18 protein-coding genes and 3 pseudogenes are annotated in these 20,038 nt (G+C 34.0%); 4 read left to right on the top strand and 17 right to left on the bottom strand.

Features of this window, described 5'->3' with window-relative positions; genetic code table 11:
• Positions 1 to 12: 12 nt before the first annotated feature.
• The 17 genes and pseudogenes from CBG10_RS08665 to CBG10_RS08735 form a co-directional block, all read right to left on the bottom strand.
• A complete protein-coding gene (locus tag CBG10_RS08665) occupies positions 13 to 600 on the bottom strand; it encodes a uracil-DNA glycosylase family protein (RefSeq protein ID WP_003546311.1) in 588 nt (195 codons plus the stop codon).
• A gap of 81 nt (positions 601 to 681) precedes the next feature.
• On the bottom strand, positions 682 to 1,317 hold the full coding sequence (locus CBG10_RS08670; protein ID WP_094512352.1) for a Crp/Fnr family transcriptional regulator: 636 nt from the start codon (positions 1,315 to 1,317) through the stop codon (positions 682 to 684).
• Positions 1,318 to 1,336: 19 nt separating this feature from the next.
• Positions 1,337 to 1,882, bottom strand: a complete 546-nt coding sequence (locus CBG10_RS08675) for a DNA-binding protein (RefSeq protein ID WP_094508364.1) — start codon at positions 1,880 to 1,882, stop codon at positions 1,337 to 1,339.
• The gene (locus tag CBG10_RS08680) at positions 1,833 to 2,111 is read right to left on the bottom strand and encodes a heavy-metal-associated domain-containing protein (RefSeq protein WP_094512354.1); all 279 of its coding nucleotides are present in this window, start codon (positions 2,109 to 2,111) and stop codon (positions 1,833 to 1,835) included. The genes CBG10_RS08675 and CBG10_RS08680 overlap by 50 nt, the downstream gene beginning before the upstream one ends.
• Positions 2,112 to 2,137: 26 nt before the next feature.
• Positions 2,138 to 4,039 (bottom strand): heavy metal translocating P-type ATPase, encoded by a 1,902-nt coding sequence (locus CBG10_RS08685; RefSeq protein ID WP_094508368.1) that lies wholly within the window; start codon positions 4,037 to 4,039, stop codon positions 2,138 to 2,140.
• A gap of 223 nt (positions 4,040 to 4,262) precedes the next feature.
• A complete protein-coding gene (locus CBG10_RS08690; protein ID WP_094512404.1) occupies positions 4,263 to 4,820 on the bottom strand; it encodes a hypothetical protein in 558 nt (185 codons plus the stop codon).
• A gap of 475 nt (positions 4,821 to 5,295) precedes the next feature.
• Positions 5,296 to 6,053 (bottom strand): annotated as a pseudogene (gene istB, locus CBG10_RS08695) (IS21-like element helper ATPase IstB).
• A gap of 4 nt (positions 6,054 to 6,057) precedes the next feature.
• On the bottom strand, positions 6,058 to 6,378 hold the full coding sequence (locus tag CBG10_RS11795) for a Mu transposase domain-containing protein (protein WP_405076820.1): 321 nt from the start codon (positions 6,376 to 6,378) through the stop codon (positions 6,058 to 6,060).
• A gap of 21 nt (positions 6,379 to 6,399) precedes the next feature.
• Positions 6,400 to 7,101 (bottom strand): annotated as a pseudogene (istA, locus tag CBG10_RS08700) (IS21 family transposase); the annotation flags it as partial.
• A gap of 12 nt (positions 7,102 to 7,113) precedes the next feature.
• On the bottom strand, positions 7,114 to 7,269 hold the full coding sequence (locus tag CBG10_RS11605) for a hypothetical protein (protein WP_225361535.1): 156 nt from the start codon (positions 7,267 to 7,269) through the stop codon (positions 7,114 to 7,116).
• 427 nt (positions 7,270 to 7,696) lie between these two features.
• The gene (locus CBG10_RS08705) at positions 7,697 to 9,271 is read right to left on the bottom strand and encodes an SIR2 family protein (RefSeq protein ID WP_094512355.1); all 1,575 of its coding nucleotides are present in this window, start codon (positions 9,269 to 9,271) and stop codon (positions 7,697 to 7,699) included.
• A gap of 982 nt (positions 9,272 to 10,253) precedes the next feature.
• Positions 10,254 to 11,780, bottom strand: a pseudogene (locus tag CBG10_RS08710) (HsdM family class I SAM-dependent methyltransferase); the annotation flags it as partial.
• A gap of 5 nt (positions 11,781 to 11,785) precedes the next feature.
• Positions 11,786 to 14,857 carry a DEAD/DEAH box helicase family protein gene (locus tag CBG10_RS08715; RefSeq protein ID WP_094512357.1) on the bottom strand — a complete coding sequence of 1,024 codons (3,072 nt, stop codon included), beginning with the start codon at positions 14,855 to 14,857 and terminating at the stop codon, positions 11,786 to 11,788.
• A 15-nt stretch (positions 14,858 to 14,872) separates the two neighbouring features.
• On the bottom strand, positions 14,873 to 15,076 hold the full coding sequence (locus CBG10_RS08720; RefSeq protein WP_094512359.1) for a helix-turn-helix domain-containing protein: 204 nt from the start codon (positions 15,074 to 15,076) through the stop codon (positions 14,873 to 14,875).
• 143 nt (positions 15,077 to 15,219) lie between these two features.
• On the bottom strand, positions 15,220 to 17,049 hold the full coding sequence (locus tag CBG10_RS08725; protein WP_094512360.1) for an AAA family ATPase: 1,830 nt from the start codon (positions 17,047 to 17,049) through the stop codon (positions 15,220 to 15,222).
• Positions 17,042 to 17,497, bottom strand: coding sequence for an ABC-three component system middle component 2 (locus CBG10_RS08730; protein WP_094512361.1), 456 nt, complete (start codon positions 17,495 to 17,497; stop codon positions 17,042 to 17,044). Before CBG10_RS08730 ends, CBG10_RS08725 begins: the two co-directional genes overlap by 8 nt.
• Positions 17,490 to 18,518, bottom strand: coding sequence for an ABC-three component system protein (locus tag CBG10_RS08735; RefSeq protein WP_094512363.1), 1,029 nt, complete (start codon positions 18,516 to 18,518; stop codon positions 17,490 to 17,492). The genes CBG10_RS08730 and CBG10_RS08735 overlap by 8 nt, the downstream gene beginning before the upstream one ends.
• Positions 18,519 to 18,876: 358 nt before the next feature.
• Between CBG10_RS08735 and CBG10_RS08740 the strand changes: the two genes are divergently transcribed.
• The 4 genes from CBG10_RS08740 (at position 18,877) to CBG10_RS11610 (ending at position 20,035) form a co-directional block, all read left to right on the top strand.
• A complete protein-coding gene (locus CBG10_RS08740) occupies positions 18,877 to 19,395 on the top strand; it encodes an RNA polymerase sigma factor (RefSeq protein WP_094512365.1) in 519 nt (172 codons plus the stop codon).
• 100 nt (positions 19,396 to 19,495) lie between these two features.
• Entirely contained in the window at positions 19,496 to 19,699 is a 204-nt protein-coding gene (locus CBG10_RS08745; RefSeq protein ID WP_094512367.1) for a hypothetical protein, read from the top strand.
• Entirely contained in the window at positions 19,683 to 19,967 is a 285-nt protein-coding gene (locus CBG10_RS08750; RefSeq protein WP_179225376.1) for a hypothetical protein, read from the top strand. The genes CBG10_RS08745 and CBG10_RS08750 overlap by 17 nt, the downstream gene beginning before the upstream one ends.
• Complete coding sequence (locus tag CBG10_RS11610; RefSeq protein ID WP_225361538.1) at positions 19,937 to 20,035, top strand: DUF2800 domain-containing protein; 99 nt, start codon at positions 19,937 to 19,939, stop codon at positions 20,033 to 20,035. Before CBG10_RS08750 ends, CBG10_RS11610 begins: the two co-directional genes overlap by 31 nt.
• Positions 20,036 to 20,038: the final 3 nt, after the last annotated feature.

A 20,038-nucleotide genomic window follows, 5' to 3' on the forward strand; every position in this document is an offset into this window, starting at 1 on the left:
CTGGATCATCCCCTAATTATTTAGAATTATTTGAATTCTTCTTTGCAGGTCTGGAATTACCTGCTCCTCGAACCATGGATTTTTTGCCTCCCAAATTTTATTTCGTGGTGACGGATGAACGATTGGAAAATAGTCTGGCAGGTATTGCTGATAATTCCTGACAATATCAGTCAACCGATCTTTATATCCTAGGTGAAGGTAGCTTCTCGTCGCATAAGCGCCCACTAAAATGGTTAACTGAATATCAGGCATTAATTTCAATAGCTGTGGATGCCAATTTTGAGCAAATCCTTTACGCGGTGGGAGATCACCAGACTTGCCTTTCCCGGGATAATAAAAATCCATTGGTAAAATTGCAATCATTCCAGAATTATAGAAAACGTCTCTCGAAACCCCTAACCAGGTCCGAAGACGATCACCACTAGGATCATCCCAGAATTTCATTTTTTCTTGGGCAATTCGTCCTGGTGCTTGACCAATGATATTTATTCTGGCAGATGAAGAAGCATAGTAAAGTGGCTTGATCCCTTGCTTTGTAAAAGATTCATTATCAGGATCTGCTTGAATTTCTTGAAAAATTTTTTGAAATTCACTTTGCATATAATATGACCCGCCTTTCTCTTATTTTCTAAACTGATATAACGTGTATATTATCAACTAAGCAATAATTGCCTAATTAAACTAATTTTCGAATAATTCAATTCGACGTAATTGACGTTTCAGTTGACCTTGCTTTTCTAATAAAGCAAATTTACGAGACAGGGTCTCAGGTGTTGTTCCAAGGTATAAGGCTAAGTCCTTCATTTTTAAGGGTAAGGTAAAATTATTTTTACCAATTTCATCTGCATATGTTTGTAAATACTTTAATAACCGGTCTTCAACCTTCGGCAAAGCCAACAAGTGAATTTGTTTTTGCATTTCCGAAACTTTAACAATATTTAGTTCCAATAATCGAATACTTAATTTTGGCTGTTTATGCATCAGCTTCAGTAGATCCTGCCGTTTTAATAAACAAATTTCACTGTGTTCCGTAGCCTCGACGTAATTATTGATATTTTTTTGACCAAAAATCCAATCCTCACCAATATAATCACCTGTATGCAAGGTTTGCAAAACATTCTCATAGCCGTCTTCATCTAAGGTGTACTGCTTAGCGTTACCATCAGCGACAATTACTAAATTATCATTTATCGTTGGATCAATTATCACTTCACCCTTTTGATAGTTTTTATGCTGAACTAATTTTTCGATTTGCATCTTCTCATCCTGAGGTAAAGCATTAAATAGTGGTACTAAGTTAACACATAAATCAGCCATTAAATTCATCGTCCTTTAATTAAAAGTCATCATCGTCGTCTTCGACATACAATCCTTCTTTTAGTTCATGACCTAAGAAGTCTTGAGTTACCCGAATTTGCTCCTTAATCCAAGCCATTAAATTAGTTAAATTAGCAGACAATTCTAGCCAACTTTCATTGTTAGCTAAAGCAATTGCCTTAGTAATGAAGAGCGTTTGCGTATCAAAATCTTTTACCAAGGCAAATAGTTGCTTATCACATGCTAAATATTTACTACTGCCATCTTCTTCTAGCATAGTATACTCCTTAAATTGAGCTGTAATTGTTGGAATACTTTCACCATTATTAACCAATAAGTGATTCAATTGGTCAAATTCCTGACGTTCATAAGCAATCCAACCAGCAGCTTTTTCGGCTAAAAAGAGACTAGCAGATCCTTTAGCAAATAAGTTAGCTTGGTTAATCTTTAAAGAATGGATTAACAAGTTAGAAATAATGTGACCAGTCATGGCAGCTGCAGTTGGCTGATGGTGATCAAGGTCGCTTTGCTTCAATTCCGCCTGGTATTTTTCTTCTGCATTCATCAGTTAAGCTCCTTTCCTTAATTCCTTGTACTTCATAACCCATTTTTTCAATAGCTGTCTTGACGTCAACAGTTTTAGTCTTATCAGTATCCAGCGTAAATTTTAGCTTTCCTGCATTGAATAAAACTTTTATTTGGTCGGTTCCATCCAAACTACCAACCGCCCTTTCAATTTTGCTTAAGCATGAAGGACAGGTCATGCCAGATAATTTCATCATTACTTTTTCCATGATTAAATTCTCCCTTCCTTATTAATTTACATATCTAATGCTACTTTGTTTTGTTGATTATAAACTTGATGATCGTCAATTTTTTGTTGAAATTTGATTAATCTCATCCCGTTCAAGATAACAATTAAGATACTAAATTCATGAATAAACATCCCACTTGCCATTTCAACATAACCCGCAAACAAACCGATGAACAACAATAAGACTGTCAGTAAAGCCATCACGATATTTTCATTCATGTTCAAAATTGTCTTCTTGGATAAGCCAAGGGCATAAGCGATCTTCCGCAAGTCATTTTTAACTAAAACTATGTCTGAAACTTCAATGGCAACATCCGTTCCACTACCAACGGCAATTGCAACATTAGCATTAGCTAAGGCCGGACTATCATTGATCCCATCACCAATAAAAGCAATATGGTGTCCCTTAGCTCTTTCTTTTTTAACAAAAGCAGCCTTGTCTTGTGGCAACATTTGACCATGAACTTCATCGATTGACAACTTCGCCGCAATTCGTTCAGCAATTTCTTGATTGTCTCCAGAAAGCATAACTAACTTTTTAACCCCTAATTCTTTTAAGCGGGTTAAAGCATCATTAGCTTCTGGGCGCAATTGATCTTTAATGCCAAAAACAGCTAATTGACTTTGGTCTTCATTAGCAAAAGCGACAATTGAATTACCTAATTGACTCAAATGATTAATTGTCTTATCCAATTTTGCATTGGTACGGGTATTTTCAACGATTAAGTCTTGGTTACCCAAATAATATTTTTGATTATTTAAAGTGGCGATGATTCCCTTACCCTTAACAGTTTCCACTTTAATTGAAGCTGGCTTTTGTTTATTTAATTTGGCAATTGCCTGAGCTAAGGGGTGGTTACTTTGACGCTCAATTTGAGCAGCTAATTTAATAATTTCATCTTTGGGCCCATTTAATACCTCAATTGCACTAACTTCTGGATGTCCAACAGTCAAAGTGCCGGTTTTATCAAAAGCAATTTCATCAATCCGGTGAGTTTGATCCATTACTTGCGACCCTTTAAACATAATGCCGCTTTTAGCACCATTACCGATACCAGCAACTGTAGATACTGGTACACCAATAACTAGAGCACCTGGGCAGCCCAGCACCATAACCGTAATAGCTAACTTAAGATCTTTAGTAATTAGGCCCACAGCAATCGCAATTACAAGTACGGCAGGAGTGTAATATTTGGAAAACCGGTTAATTAACTTTTCTGTATGTGACTTTGTATCTTGTGCTTCTTCAACCATTTCAATAATTTTACCGAAAGTCGTATCTTCACCGACTGCGGTAGTTTCGACAGTCAATGTACCGTTTTCAAGGACAGTTCCTGCATATACTTCATTACCGGCTTTTTTATTAACTAATTTAGATTCACCGTTAACACTGGCTTCATTAAGATAACCAGAACCTGAAATAACCTTGCCATCGACTGGAACCTGGTCACCAGTTTTAACTAAAATCTTCTCACCAGGATCAATGAAATCGACGTCTTCTTTCTCAGTTGAGCCATCATCTTGAACAACTAACGCAGTCTGTGGTGCCATTTTGGTTAAATCAGCAACGGCTGACCGCGTTTTCTTTAGGGTTAATTCTTCCAGTACATCTCCTAACATGAATAGCCAAGTAACAATGGCTGCTTCATTAAATTTACCAATAATGAAGGCACCGATTACCGCCAATGATACTAAAACATCAATAGAAATTAATTTAACCCTTAAAGATGAAATAGCCGTCAAAGCAATTGGAAGCACTCCGACAATCCCCACGATAAGCATTAAAGCCTGGTATGGTAAATTCATGTGCAATAGCCATTTAGATCCTTCAGCAAGCAACAGCAGAATAGTATTAACAAGCAAAAGCTGCTTTTTATACCTCATAAAAAATTGTTGTAACTTAATCATTTTTCACCTCTCCCTTTCTTGACACTACACATTATAGGTAAAAAACAATTTAGGTGACTTGACTGTTATCAAGATACTAGTGTCTTTTTATATTTATCTTTTAAGCAAAAAATCACAGTTTTATCATGTAAATTTCGTTTAATAAAAGAGAGAATATACAAAAAAGACTAGAAACCATGCAAAAAGCATAGACTCTGGCTTTCAAATTTCAGTTCTATAAAAATTAATGTGCCAATTTAATCTCTCCAGCAGCAATTGGCAAAGTTGTATGTGCATCATAACTCATAACATTACCGGCAACGCTAGATAACAATTTAAGATCCGCTGGTACGCCGTGAACATAAACTACTCGTTTGTCTAATTGAAGATCGTCACTACCAAATGCTTGCTTAAATTTTGCTTGTAAATCTTTTAATGGGACATCCTTATCATATTCATAATGACCGTATTTATCTGCAACCGGGTAGCCATCATGGGGAATGTTCATTTCTTGTGGTGCATCATCAAAAGGAACCATCGTTGTCCCAGATACTGCCTCTGTTTCAGGTAAATCAATAAAGCCATCATGATTCACGTCCTGCATTAGCGTCGGAACATGAGCTTGTTTCCCATCTGGAAATCCATGGAAATGTTCCCAATGTTCAATATTGGCAGGCGTATCAAACATTTCCACATGAATATGAAGGCTATTACCATTTTCACTGAATGTTGCTATTCCATGCGCCTGTGTTTCAACTTTATCCGCATTTATTGGTTTAATTTTTGCAATATAGTCAACTATATTTCTCATCCTTCCATTTGATTATTGCGATATAAATCTAGCATAAAAGCATTTTACAAAAATTGATTAGAATCAATAAATTAAATCTTTGATTATAAATATCTTTAATAATTAACATCCATTATCTTATCGTCATGTCAACCATTACTGCTTCTCTCATCAACTTAACCAACTCAACTCCCCAAAACGGACACTTATCTACACAACCTAAAAATCCAGCACGTTGTCTACTCAACCCTCTAGCTCAACAAGCAAAAAGTGTACTAATTTCAATCACCAAAAGAGGAATTAGTACACTTTTCATCTATCAAAAATACTGGCATACCGGCGTTTACAGGCTATCTATCCGTGCGCTCAAGGACAGTAACACTCTCAACATGCCACGAGCTTAGTTGGTCAATTACACATTTTTGATTAATCACTGTCAACACCGATTTAAAATTGTCAGAAATCACCGGTTTAAAAATGTACTTTTTCACCGGTTTAAATGCTGTTTTGTATGTTGTTCCGTGTAATCTTTCATGCGATATGATTTACCAGAAATTTTAAATATTTCTGAATGATGAACTAATCGATCTAGAATTGCATTGGCAATAGTAGGATTAGAAAAAGTTTGTCCCCATTTAGATAGCGGAATATTAGTAGTAACAATGATTAACTTTTTTTCATATCTCCTTGAAATTAGCTGAAAAAATAGGTTGGACCCTAAATTATCAATTGGTAAATAGCCAATTTCGTCGATTATTAAAAGCTTATAACGAAGATAGTTCTTGAGCATAGGCTCAAGACGATTCTCTTGATAAGCTAATTTCAACCTTTCAATTAGTTCATGACAATTAACAAAATAAGTACTCAAATGGTTTTTACATGCTTCAACTCCTAGTCCAGTAGCTAAATGAGTTTTACCCACCCCGGAACTGCCAATAAATAAAACATTACGTGCATTCTCAACAAATTCCATTGACATTAAATTGGTTATTTTTTCTTTATCAACAGAAGGTTGAAAATTAAAATCAAAATTCTTAATTTCCTTTTGGTAAGGAAAGTGTGCTGTGTGAATTGACATACGAGCTGAGCGCTGCTTACGGTAATTTAATTCTTTATCAGTTAATTGTTTAAGAATTTCAGCTAGCGAAAGTTGTTTGTCTCCTTCGAGGTAATTTGGTAAATATTCTCTAATAGCATTAGTTTCAGTGCTTCTAAGTTATTTTCTAGTTCTGTATAAGCTGTCATTGATTTATCCTCTTAAATTATCAAACATAGTAAGATTACGTTGAACCTTTTTCTCTAATTCTTCTTCGGCAAGATCGTGATATACACCGTTACTGAGTACTTCTTGTAGATCGTCATGGTGATAATTTATTTTCTGATCCGAAAGCAAATGCTTTCGAAGAAGGCGACCATCAAATGATACAAGAAGTAGAGAATCGGTTATATTGACTGTAACTTCTTTTCCGATATACTTAACTGGTACAGAATATTTATTACCCTTGTAAGTGATCATGGATTCATTGGAAACTTTGCGAGTTTGATCCCGATCAATTACTGACAGAAGCAAATTCTTGTCAAAAGGTGATAAATATTCTTTTTCTTTTGTCCATAAAGTGTTTGGCTTCTCCCCAGTTGCTTGACTCAATTCATTATTAAGCTGCACATTTAACTTGTGAATTAGCTGTGCTAAGTCATTTACATTATCAAATTCATAATTATAGACTCTTAATCGTTCAATGGTTCTAGCTAGTGATTCGACTTTACCTTTGGTTTGTGGTCTGAATGGTTTACATGATTTAGGTGTGAAACCAGCAGTGCGTGCAAACTCCAGTAACTTCTCATTCCATACAACCTTAGTAAAGGAACTTCTAGCATGATCAACAGCTGTTTTCATATTGTCGAAGACAATTTCTTTAGGAACTCCATTCATAAATTCAAAAGCTCCAACAAGACTCGAGAATAAGGTATCTTGTTTCCGATCAAAGACAAAATTAAGATACTTTTTCCTGGAATATCCAAGAACATAAAGAAAAATTGAGAACTTAATAGGAGTACCTTTTCGGGTATGTAGAACAAAATCCTCTTTCCAATCAACTTGTGCAGATTGACCTGGCGCAGTCTGAATTCTTACAACTGGAGTTGTTTGTTTTTTTACTTTAATTTGATGGCAATAATCACGCAATATACTTATACCGCCGGTATAACCCATCTCCTTAATGAAATAAAAAATTGAAGTAGCTGAACAAGAATTCTTAACCTTCTCATCAATAATATTTCGATAGGGATCTAATTTACTTTTACGTCATTTTCTTTTGTTTTCATAACCATCGTCTTTCAAATAATAATATTTTCTAGCTGTCCTTGGATCGCAGCCTAATTGACGACCTAATTCAGTAAAATTTGGTTTAATTTTATCCATTTGATATTTTCTCAACTCCTGTCGAATATCTTGTCTCATATAAATTCCTCCAGATTTAATATGAAACAAGTATAAAAAAATGTTGGAAAACCGACAATTTAAATCGGTGTTTTCCAACATTTTATAACCGGTGTGGACATAATCACTACGCTAGGCAACTTTTATTGTCTACATCAATCTAGCATAGTTGTTGACTCAAGACTATAATTCCGACTTTTAGTGGAAGTTTGGAATGAATTATAGAGATAAGATTTTATTAGTTTGTGGGAATGTATACTGCTTCCTAAAAACTGCCAAGTAATTATGAATCAATAACAACTGCAGTGATTCACAAACTTGACTGATTTTAAAACTACTGGTACCATAATATAGACAAAAACCATTATGCCATTTGTAATGCTGTTTTTGGGCTTGCAAAAAAGAGTCTCACATAGAGTTTCTATGATTGAGGCTCTTTTTTGTTTACTTATATTTTTTGGACTATAGGTTCATAACCAAGACTATAAGCCATAAAAAGTTTCCGACATGCAGTATCACCAATAAAACTATCTATTTCATTCTCTAAAATAAACTTTATAAGATTAAGTGCTGTTTCCTTAGAATAATCTTTTATATGGGAGCTAAAATAATTTAACTTCGTATAATTCTTTATATTATCATTCCTAGATAATATTTTTTGCACATTATTAAAGTCCATATTCCGTAATGAATTTCGATGTTTCTTAGGCGTATTAGGCAAATGTAAAGATTCGAGAGACGGGAAACTACTTAATCTGTCATTTAATTTAGCTTTATCTTTATCCTTTAATGTTAACTCACCATTTTTTACTTTAAGAATGTACTTTGAAACGGGTAAGGTAGATTTAGGAGCAGTTTTTACAATAAATCTTAACGCGATTTCTAAAGGCATTTCCTCTTTTCCTAGAAAATAGTCTTTTACATAATCAACATAAGTAGGATATTTGTACAAAAACCTACTGTCCCCTAAAGCAACTACTAGATTTTTGCTTTTTAATTCATCAGGCAACTTATTTAAGTCAACAAACGATGTCAATACCTGTTTTAATTTTCCTTGCTTACCTTTCGTATCGATTATCTTTCTAAAAGCACTTTGATACTTACTAATTTCTAAAGGTGAAATTCCCTGATTAATTTTGGAAACGCCTTTATATATTTGTTCAAAATTATCAGTTGATAGTTTCGTATAATGCACTCCATATGGAGTATCTGCCATGGTCTCCTCTATATTTTTATTCCCTTTTTGATAGTCCACTACCCCTATTCTTTTGGCAGCTTTCTCAATAGAAAAAGGCATATTGCTTGCTAAATCTTTTAAAAGCGTTTGTATATTTTGATCTGTTAGCGAATACCCAAGGAAAATTATTGGAGAAATTGTTAATTGACTTAGTATTTTTGCATTTACAATTGCAGACGTTCTTTGAAGTTTTTCATAATCCTTACTAGTAATTATTATTGAATTAGCATCTTCTACCGATCCATGAATTTTATACAGTTCATTTAGGGAATCCGATGGCTCGAAAAGCCCTTTGTTACCAACCTTTATGTTGGTATTTTTCAGATTCTTTTCAATAAAGGGATCGTAATTTGTCGTTACAACCAATCGAGCTTTCTTTAACATATCAAATAATAATGTAACTTCTGCATGAACCCCGTCTCTAGGCTCTAAATTAGAGAATATGGATGCTATTCTTTTTCTAAAAGGAGAAACGCCATTATAGTGTGCTTCTTCAGGAGTTAAACCATCAATCTTGAGTTCTTCATCAAAAAAAGCTTGATCATATTTTTGTTCTAATTCATCAGCTAGATGAGTATATGTCTGAAAAGCATTCTGATATTTTTTTGACAACTGGTTATACCTAGAAAAATAGGATTGGTCAGTTTTGGATTCATCCCAAATCTGCCTTAGTAGGCTATCCCATGTAGGTGCATTTTTGAAATAGCGCTGTGTTATCCCCGACCCTATAAATATAATTGGAAATTCATTATTTTTCTGTAGATTGTTTAAAAATTCATTAGACACTATTTTCGTCCTCCTTCCTCCCTAAATGTGCGTTGCACTACATCCCCTCTTGAGCATACTTAGCAGTATCAATTTGTTTAAAGTGCGTTTCAATTAGAGAATCTTTCAAGTTCTTATCAAAGCCAAAGCTGTAGTTAGTAGCGATAAGATAAATAATTCAGATTGGTGCAAAGCTATATACCCGGTGTCCATAAAATATTAGATTTGTTTATGAACATCTGGAAAAACTACCTCATCTTTTCACTAGAGAGCGAGTAGAACAAACTTCAATTCAAAGATGAGGTTTTAATTAAATTATTATTTTCTGGAAGTCCTTCTCTAAACTCTTATTAAACTTTGTCATGACTTCTGCATTTGGGATTGGCACTTTAACGTTTTTTTCAAATGAATTAAAAATTAAGTTCTTTATTCCTGTAGTGTTATTCTCTAAGTTAAAGAAGTATCCACGGTCATATAAAAGGACAAGATAGTTATATACATATAACGCTAATTCAGGAGATTTTAATCTTAAAATCCTACAAAAGTTGGTACATAGCACAGGTACTTTCATTTCTTTTAACAGCTCTTCTGTTATTAAACAAATTCTCCCAGTTGATTGAATTGGACTACCTCCTGAAATTTCAATTATTATGTCATTAATACGTACTCTTTTTTCCTTAATATGTTTGTCCAAAACATATCTAGTAGGTACATTATCATAATACGCCCTTGAAACATTAGGAATATCTGTCCCCCTAATACATTTTATTCTGTTTTTGTAATTACCCTGCTCACTAGCTTTGCCCCATTCTCCTCCAATCGTTTGATCTAATAGTTGTTCTAAAGAAGTGAGCTCAATTTCAACAGGTATTTCTCCATACAATGAAGATTTTTTCTCTCCAGAAAATACATCAGTATCGGCATTAAATTTTACAAACCACTCAATTATTTTATTGCGTTCTAGTTCATTTCTTATATTCCATAACAATCCTCTTTTTCTTTGCTTTGCTTTCTCGACTTCACTACTTAAATTTACTAGATAGTTTGCCAAAACAGAATACTGCATCTCAAAATAAAGTCCTGGCTTTAGCATATAGTCATTGTCAGTAATCGTATTAGTAGAAACAAAGGTAGAGAATTCTTGTACTTCTTTATTGTCAGTTATTGCATCAACTATTCTTTGTTGATCTTGATCAGACAGAACAACTCTAGTATTATCTTTTGCCTTTACTAAACTTCCTAACTTTGAGGCATCCACAAACATAACATTACTGTGCTCTTTACTTTTATCAATAAATATCACTGAAACGCTTGTATTAGTAGTTGCAAAAACATTTGTAGGCATTTGGACAACCGCAAATAAAGATTTATTCTCAATTATTCTTTTACGAAGTTCTGATTCTATGGAACCTGTATCTGTTAAAAAACCACTAGGTACAACTATTGCAGCATGCCCGTCATCACTCATTGAACACAAAATGTGTTGTATAAAAAGTAAATAAATAGACATGCTACTTTTCTTCTTTTTAGGAACATTAGGCACACCAGCAAAGAATCTTAAATTCTTATCAGGTAAAGTCAAGATCTCGTCTCTCCATTGGGAAAAGTCCAAATTAAATGGAGGATTTGAGACAATATAGTCCATTTTTTCTGTGTGTTTATTATGAAGAATTGTATTGCCTTGTACAATATTATGAATTGAATGACTCAAGCCATTTAAAATCAAATTCATACGAAGCAAGTTAGTTGATTTCTGCGAAATATCTTGACTATAAACAGTTGCTCTATCTGTACCAATTTTACTTGCAAGAGTCATCAACAAAGTTCCTGAACCTGCAGCAGGGTCATAAACTCGAACATTTTCTGGTTTGTCATATCCAACTAAAATGTTAGCAATGATTTTAGCAACAGAATGTGGTGTGTAATATTCGGCATATTTTCCACCACCATCTTTGTTGTAGTCCTTGATCATATATTCAAAGATAGTTGAGAAAAAATCGAAACCAGCATCAAAGATATGCTCATCAAACTTAGTTTCTGACAGTTTGTTAATAATAGCTCGAGCAACAATATTTCGTTGCGATCCATCAATAACATTATCTTGAATAAGGTCACTATCAAATAGCCGCACTTGAGTATTCCCAGCTGTCTCGACCGAGTAGATATCATTATTATCAATGGCAATGTCATTCAACGTGGCATCAAATAAAGTACTAAAATCATCTTCATTTTGACGATTAAATAGAGTTTCAATAAGATCTTCACGTTTAATCACAGCGGATTCATTACCTAAGTCCATTTGTAATCCCTCATAATCATCATCACTCATTTTCATGAGAGTCTGATAATCATTCTTAGGATCAAATTTTCGTGCTTCGTACAAGAATTTATCGTTAATAAATTTATATAAGAAAGATTGAGTAAGTAGCTTGTATTCGCCAGCTTCTCCACCAAGTCCAGCACTGGTAAAAACACCTTTCAAGTCATCTACCAATTGCTTTACCTTATTACTATATTCAGTATTATTCATTTGTTTTAATCAACTCCTTGATATTCCTTGTCATATTCCTCAGTCAAAAGACTAGAAACTTCTTTAACTTCTGGTACAGGTATTTTTGTATTCTCTTCTCGACTACTTTGGCGAATAGATTGAATAGCTTCGTTATTAAAATATGCCTTGTTTACAACCATATTTTGGTTTTTAGACACCTCATTATCAATTTTATCTTTTGCTTTTTTCATAACCTTATATAAAACAGGTTCTTCAGCTACTGAACTAGGTGCTATACCCTTTTTCTTATATATGACATACTTATATGTTCTAGCAAATTTTTTATCGCCATTAAATGCAGTTGCTAAACGTCTATTCTTAGCATTTAAATTGTTAATTCGCTTTATTATTCGATCAAGAGCTGTTGTATTCAATTTAGTATCTGCCGTTGTCATTTCACCAATATGCTGTTTTTCAAGGACACGAGTAAATTCTTCATAAAGGCTAATCCATTCTGGGTCTTTTTGATCCCAATTATGACCCAAAGCTGATGCAGCTTGTCTCTGCTTTTCAACAAAATCATTTGCCGCCAACTGAAGTTCAACCTCACCAACCTTCTTAAAGCTAAAGTCCATTTTATTCATAGCCATTTTCAGAAGCTGATCACTAGAGTCATCTTTGGCATTAGAAATAAGATTTAAGGTCATGAGCCTATCAGATACAATTTTCAACAGTTTAGGAACTTCAACTGCTTTGATTTTTTCTGTTAAATCAGTGTACGACATCAGTCGACTAATGTTGTAGTATTCTTTAAGTTTTTCAAGAGTATTTTTAAGCTCTAATAAATCTTTCTTTTCTGGTGTTTCACTTACTTGCTGACTAAAGTTCTCTAAATTACCAGTATCATACTGTGACAGAATAATTGTTGCCTGATTCAAGCTATCTTCGATTTCGTGTGCAGGTACGAAGAGGGAACCATATATGTTTTCAGCTTTTTCATCTGTTAAATTAGAGTTGTACTCGCTATTTAATTCTTCAAAATATGCATGGTTAGTCTTATCAAACTCTTTTGAAATATTAGCAAAATCAACAATATAGCCCATACGGAAATCTTTATATGGTCGGTTAACACGGGTCAAAGCTTGCAATAGGTTATGTGCTTTGATCATTCGTCCAAGATACAATTTTTTTAGTCTTGGAGCATTAAACCCTGTTAGCAACATATTGTAAACAATGAGTAAATCAGTTTTTCCTTTTTTGAAATCTTCCACCTCTTCTCCTCTGGTTTCTTTATCGTCTTTATCAGAGAGAATGAGAGATGCAGTTAACTTTGTTTTGCCAGACCGTTGTCTTTCTTGGAATTCCTTATACATTTCCCTAGCTTGCTCACTAGACTGTGCAACAATCATTCCACCGATGGTCTGGTCACCAAATATATCCCTCGATTTAACAAAATCATCAAGTATATAATCCAACATTGGAGAAACAAATTTAGGATTGGAGTAAAGGAGCCTTTTATTCAGGCTTCCCTTTTCAACATTCCCTGATAAGCCATTTAAAATGTCCTTTAATTTATGCTTATAGCTGGTTTCAATTTCTTCTCGCATCAAGCGTAGAGTATAACCATCCTGGATAGATTGGTTGTAATAGTACTTATGAATATAGTCTCCAAATATTTCTTTAGTTGTAGCTCTGCTAGTTTTCTTGCCCTTGTGATCAATATTAATTAATGGTGTTCCAGTTAATGCAATTTTTATGGACTTTTTATCGGCATTATATAAGTTAGGCAAATACGATCCCTTTTCATTGTACGAGCGATGAGCTTCATCAATAAAATAAATATTTTGAGTATTCAAATCATACCCAGATTTATTTGTTAAATCAGTATCTTCATTAACTTTCTGAATATTAACTACGGATATATCCTCGGAAAAGGGCTTGTTCAATTGTCTTTTGTTAGAAATCAATTTAACTTTCAGCCCACGTTCCTTAAAAGCTTTACTTGCTTGAGTTGCTAAATCTAATCTATCTACAACAAAATAAAATCTTGGAATAATGTTTTTCTTCTGAAAAAGATATCGCAAATATCGGATATTAAAGAACGCTAGTGCCGTTTTACCTGAACCTTGTGTATGCCAAATAACTCCCTTCTTTACACCTTCATTAATTTTGTCAGCAACTGCTCGAGTGGCAAAGAATTGGGGGTATCGCATAATATGCTTTTGCAACACTTCATTACCATTTTTATCCTTTGTATCAACATAGGTCATCCCAAAGCGCAAGAAAAATTGCAACCGTTGCCTGTCATACATTGAGGTTAAGAACATATTCATTGGGGTTTCATTTTTGCAATTTGTCTTAAATTCAGGACTATTTTTTAAGACAATCTTATTTGCATCTTTAAGTACTTCATTTATTTGCTGATCTGAAATAGTTCCAATTCTATCCACTAATTCTCCATACCGTTCCTCATGCATAGAATTAAAGATAGCTTTACCAAGACTTGTAGTAGCATAATATGAACCTTGCATTTGTTGCCCTTCATCGTCAGCATAAGGCATATTATCCGAAAAACAGATTAACTGGGTAATGTTGTGAAACTTTCTAAATTTTTGATTCTTAAATCTAACAGTCATCCTATTAAACTCGGATTTCATGCCTGTCGTCTTATCCCTAATTGCATTAGGTTGTTTTACTTCAATATAGCTAAGTGGAAGGCCATTAATAAATACTGTAATGTCAGGTCTAAATTCTTCTTCACTATTTATGCAAGGAACTTCAATAGCTATTTTGAATGAGTTATTATTAAAATTTTCCCAATCAATAAATTTATAATTAGAATTACTCGTCCCTTGTATTCTGTTAAAGAAACTGCGTCCTAGATCGTTATAGCCTAGCTCCAGCTTGATATCTTTAAATTCTTTTTCAAAATCAGAATCTGTTGCTTCTGGATTTAACTTTAAAAATTGCCTTTTGCATTCTGGAACAAAAATATTAGTTTCAGTATCAATATCTTGTTTATTTTGTTTATACGAAAAATATTTGTAACCCAGTTTTACTAAATGCAGTACAGCAGGAAGTTGAACTCGGGTTAATTCGTTATATGTCTTTACCATATTTTTACCCCAAATCTAGGATCTTACGATTTTCATAATGTCACTTATATCGCAATCTAATGCTTTACAAATCTTAAGCAGTACTTCTGTTGTAACATTGCCATTGTTTCCCAATTTGGCAATTGATGCAGAGCTAATTCCACTCTTTTCACGCAAGTCTTTCTTTTTCCAACCACGATCAATTAATAATTTCCATAATTTATTGTAACTAAAATACATATTTTCCCCTCACATAGATAACTCTCATAATTCAATTATACAGTGTTTATTCTTTAAATAGGCATTTAATTATGCGTTCTCATAACTTTAGAACAAATGAAAGCTGGTACTAAAGTTATATCAGTACCAGCCGTTTTTAAACTCTATTTGCTAATATCTAACAAAAATCCCGTCCGTTTACTATCACTTTCAAATTCAATTACATTTACCTTTTCTTTGCTCAAAGATTTTTGTGGCAGGTCTTTATTATTTTCAATTAAGATTACTTGGCCCTCTTTTTGATGAGAGATTAGATAATCTAACAAGCCAGTCTTTAGGTGCTCAGGTATATGAGAATCGCCAGCTTCTTCCAACCCGAGAAATGGCGTATCTATAATATCAAGCCATGAAGAATACATTGCATTTTCATACATATATTCTCTGAAAGCCAAATTAACAACAGTGTTTAAAAATGCTCTATATCCTTTGCCGTGATTATCTGATTTCTGAATACCATTAATTTCAATTTCAAAATTTTTGATATCAAACCTAACATTTTCTAAACCCGCGTAATCACATTCTATTAAAATAGTACGAACGATATCAGAAATTTTTTTAGCAAAATTTTCAGGAAGATGTTCTAGAGGATGATACTCAGGATGTTTTTCTTTTTCATTATCAATTTTATTGATTTCATCAGACCATTCTGAAATTAATCCTTTGTATATCTCTTCTTTATTCTTTAACAACAAATAATTCTGATAATTCTCTTGCTGTTTCCTTAAGCTTTTTAGCTCTGGCTTCATTTCTTTCTGTAGCTTCTGACTCAATTGATTAAGATGTTCTTCTTTGTCATGCTGCTCTTGCTCAAGATTATGCTTCTTATTTTTCACATCATTTGTAGATTGTTCTAAGCTTTCTAATTGTCCTATAATACGACTAAGTTCCGCCTGAGCAGCTTTAGTATGATTATGGTTATCTTTCGGATTAATAGTTTGATTGCAAAATGGACATTTTCGTTTGCCTTGGATATGTTTTAATTGTTGTTCCCCATTCACAATAAAACTTAGACGTTTAACATCGCCTATATATTCTGAACGTAGGTTTTTAAATTTAGCCACATATACTGTCATTTCTTCTATCTGTTGGCTAATTCCAGTTAGCTCTTGCTGAATACTGTGGATATTATTGACACGTTCATATATTTGTTCATTTAACTTATCAATTTTGTCAACGATAACCTGAAGCTGGTCTTCTACATTATCATATTTTTTCTCTGCAAGTTGGGAATGAATCTCTTCTATTTTGCTACTAGACTCCTGTAACTGCTTGGCAAGTTGCCCTTTAGTTGCTTCATCCTTTGCCTTTTTAGTTTTAGGGTCTCTAATACCTTCAGGAATTTCTATTTCACTTCCAGTAATCATAAAAATTAAAGAAGACAAGAAAGCTGTCGTTTGTGTGTTATACAAGGGTAGCATTATGGGATTTGCCTGAATTACGTCATTTTCATCTACATACCATAAGGGTGAAATACCTTTCCACGAAAAATTTTGAGTTTGATAGTTAATATTTTTGGGAATTTGGTGTCGCTCTTGCATTCCTAACATTTCTAATAAAATATCATTTAAATTTTTTCTTTTAGTATTATTAACCGAATAATAGCCTGACGAAATTCCTGAAAAGGAACTATCTACTTGAACTTTTTGAGCGTCTTTTTCCCTTGAGATGGTAATATAACCTTTCTTATTTTTGAATGTTACCACAACTTGTGTGTAACCATATTCATCTAAAAATGGGAATTTTTTGTGTCGTTTACTATCGTTTTTATTGCCCCAGGATTTGTTAAAAACATATAAGATGCAATGCACAATACTAGTTTTCCCTGTGTCTGATCCACCTTCAACAATATTAAGCCCCTCTCGAAATTGGACTTCAGAATCCCGCACTCCTGGCCCTGTTACTTTAACAGAACTTATATGAAACTTATTATTCATTATTTACACCTCCCCACATTTTTTGGCTTAACTTATCCTGAAAATTTTTTATTTCATATATGTTGGGCACTTCAATGTTTTTTAAGGCTGCGTTATATTCCTTAAAATATAAATCTTCTTTAGGAAAATTATTAACAACTGATTTCCCATCAGTACTTAAAGAGTAGAGAAAACCTTTTTTAGCAAATTCACGATAAGTAATTATTCCTTGTAAAACACCTTCCTTAATAGACTTACTTATTTTCTGTCTACGTAATCCGTACTCTTGCAAGCCAAACTCATTATCACCATGTAAATTGTATTCTGAATTTCCAAAATACTTACCATAGGTAGTCTTAAAATCTATTATCGCAATCTGATCAACGTTTAAATCACTAAAATGACTTAACACCAATAGTGTTCGTAATGTTAGCTCTACAGAACTGTTAAAAATATTCTTATCATTCATCAATGTCCACCCACGAATTGATGTACCCGTCATTTACTAAAACATGACATAAGCCCTTTCTTTCAGCATTACCGATAATATCCAGTTTAACCAGTTGAGACCTATTTAATGAAGTACTAGTAATTTTCTTTAAGACCTCCATTAAACGTTTAAATCCATCCGGATAATCATCTAGATATGTTTCCTTTATTCCTTCATAAGCTTCTTTCTTAAGCACGTCATATTGTTCATCAACATCAGAGAATATTTCTCTTACCCCTCTAATTCTACTTTGTACACTATTATAATAATTTCGTTCATCATTGAAATCATTACGAAATCTTTTTTTAGGGCAAGAATCAATATTATCTATGCTGATTGTCATACCAAGCTTGTCTGAGTATGCCTGACATAATGCATTCAAATATTTAAATTCATCATTTCTAATATTTCTAGGGGCAATGCTTTCGGGCAGTGGAATAGTAAGAGAACTAATATGAAGTTTATTATCCTGAGAATCAAATGAGACACTACTTAATGGAACATCTTTAATAGATTCTAGAGTACGTTCTGGTTTACCAGTGTTATCTACCTTAACGACATACAAAAAGATTGCTGCTAACAATGAACTAATATTTGAGCTTTTAGATTTTTCTAAAAGCTCTTTTTTTATGCCCCTTTGCATATGAACATCACTGTTAATTTCACCTATCAATTCATCGTTCAGCGCATCTAAACTATCACCCATCATCAGAAGTTCGAGCACAGTGGAATCAAAATAATCACCAATTGTTGCTAAAACTTTAGGATTATCAGCCCCGGCAGAAATTTGCGTATCAGGATTTCTCTTCCTATTTAGAAGTTCACTAGCTCTTCCAGAAGATATCGCATATTCTTCGCCTTTATGCGGTCCCCTTGATATCTTAAGTTCTAATGGTCCGGCAATCGAGCCAAAAAGAGTATCCACTAAAGTAGCTGTATTTTTTTGCCTCATATATTTTTTCAACGTGGCGATGTAGGTAGCCAAGTCCAATCGCACCATGCTTTCACCTCCCCCAAGATAGTTCCGAGAAATTTACGAGAAATGGGTAATTATTGGGAGTCACCAAATTCAGAAAATCTCTAGCATAGATGGTGTAGAAAGTTACATGTTTAACTATCACATTATATTTTAACATTTCACAAAAAGTTTTAGTTGACTTTTCTTTCTACTCGATGGTCGCCATACAGCTAATGGCTCTTCCAGGTCATCACAAAATCAAATACTTTTACTGCAACCAGCCACTGGAAGGTTTGCTGCAGTCCCGAAACGAATGAGTTTTGGACTGTTTAGCACACTACCAGTGGCTCTTTTTGTTCTTTGCCTTCGTTTCGAGAGACCGGAACGGAGGCTTTTATTAATGAAGACAAATAACAGTGAGTATGAATTAATCGGTGAAGAAAATGGCAAGCTAGTCGTTAGAGTCAAGCAGATAGGAAACCAAGTAATCACTATCACCAAAGAACAAGGTAACGTTGTCTTTGACTTTGATCATAAGCAATATAATTCAGATCATCGAAACGAACGGCATCAGGATAAATTCTTCGCTAATTCACAGGAAGATCCAGCTATTAATGCAATCGATACAATAGCGGACCGTAGTTCCATGGAAATTACATCTGTTTACAGCAAGGATAACTTATTGGATTCATTAATTGAAAAGGAAGACCAGCGGCACCACCAGCAATTGATTGCACAATTACCAGCTGCCCTGACAACTTTAACTAATAAACAACGAAATGCTGTCCTCGGTTATTACTGCAAAGGACTCAAGAAGAAAGAAATTGCTGAGAAAATGAGTATTAGCCCAACCATGGCAGGAAGACATGTTAGAGCTGGATTAGTAAAATTGCGCAGTTTTTATAATAAAAAAGAATAATTTTCGTAAAAGTGAGCCAGATATGGTTCACTTTTTTTCTGCTCCTGGCAAACAGGTGTGAGAAATGGCTCACGTAACTTAATGAAAGGAGCTAGCAAGAATGGCTAATAAAGTATCAATCAGTGTTACCAAACATCCCCAACAAGATGGTGTTGGCATCATGCGTCAAATCACAATCCGTGAACGACTGCTGCGTTTACTACTTGGTCAACCACACCATCTGATGGTGATTGCACCCGGTAAAGATGTTCAACAGCTAGAGATTAACGAAGTAAAGGAGGATTCCTATGAGCATAATGAATGACCTTGAGTTGAAACTCAAGGAGGCTGAGAACCAGCTTGATCAGACCCAGAAAACCATTCGGTCCATTCATCAATTGTTATCAAGCAACGAAAATGAAGCTTCAAGCGATGATGGGCAACCAAAACGTGACTCAATTGAAGATAAAGTAATCATCCGCAAAATGTTAGCAAAGAAGAGTGCCGAAGGTTATACCGACCAATCAATAAGAAGAAATTCACCGAACTGTTCAGTCAAGAAATTGTTAAACCTGCAGGTAAACCAACCCTGATGCCAAATTCAGATCAACGTCAGAGTATTAGCAAATCAAACTCAAAGGATGTATTTAAGGAGGAATAATAT

The organism is Limosilactobacillus reuteri (assembly GCF_002254085.1).
Classification (GTDB): domain Bacteria; phylum Bacillota; class Bacilli; order Lactobacillales; family Lactobacillaceae; genus Limosilactobacillus; species Limosilactobacillus reuteri_K.

Excerpts from the sequence above, each read along its gene's own strand:
- CBG10_RS08665 (WP_003546311.1), bottom strand. The coding sequence starts at position 600 with ATGCAAAGTGAATTTCAAAAAATTTTTCAAGAAATTCAAGCAGATCCT.
- CBG10_RS08670 (WP_094512352.1), bottom strand. The coding sequence starts at position 1,317 with ATGGCTGATTTATGTGTTAACTTAGTACCACTATTTAATGCTTTACCT.
- CBG10_RS08675 (WP_094508364.1), bottom strand. The coding sequence starts at position 1,882 with ATGAATGCAGAAGAAAAATACCAGGCGGAATTGAAGCAAAGCGACCTT.
- CBG10_RS08680 (WP_094512354.1), bottom strand. The coding sequence starts at position 2,111 with ATGGAAAAAGTAATGATGAAATTATCTGGCATGACCTGTCCTTCATGC.
- CBG10_RS08685 (WP_094508368.1), bottom strand. The coding sequence starts at position 4,039 with ATGATTAAGTTACAACAATTTTTTATGAGGTATAAAAAGCAGCTTTTG.
- CBG10_RS11605 (WP_225361535.1), bottom strand. The coding sequence starts at position 7,269 with ATGAGACAAGATATTCGACAGGAGTTGAGAAAATATCAAATGGATAAA.
- CBG10_RS08715 (WP_094512357.1), bottom strand. The coding sequence starts at position 14,857 with ATGGTAAAGACATATAACGAATTAACCCGAGTTCAACTTCCTGCTGTA.
- CBG10_RS08720 (WP_094512359.1), bottom strand. The coding sequence starts at position 15,076 with ATGTATTTTAGTTACAATAAATTATGGAAATTATTAATTGATCGTGGT.
- CBG10_RS08725 (WP_094512360.1), bottom strand. The coding sequence starts at position 17,049 with ATGAATAATAAGTTTCATATAAGTTCTGTTAAAGTAACAGGGCCAGGA.
- CBG10_RS08730 (WP_094512361.1), bottom strand. The coding sequence starts at position 17,497 with ATGAATGATAAGAATATTTTTAACAGTTCTGTAGAGCTAACATTACGA.
- CBG10_RS08735 (WP_094512363.1), bottom strand. The coding sequence starts at position 18,518 with ATGGTGCGATTGGACTTGGCTACCTACATCGCCACGTTGAAAAAATAT.
- CBG10_RS08740 (WP_094512365.1), top strand. The coding sequence starts at position 18,877 with ATGAAGACAAATAACAGTGAGTATGAATTAATCGGTGAAGAAAATGGC.
- CBG10_RS08745 (WP_094512367.1), top strand. The coding sequence starts at position 19,496 with ATGGCTAATAAAGTATCAATCAGTGTTACCAAACATCCCCAACAAGAT.
- CBG10_RS08750 (WP_179225376.1), top strand. The coding sequence starts at position 19,683 with ATGAGCATAATGAATGACCTTGAGTTGAAACTCAAGGAGGCTGAGAAC.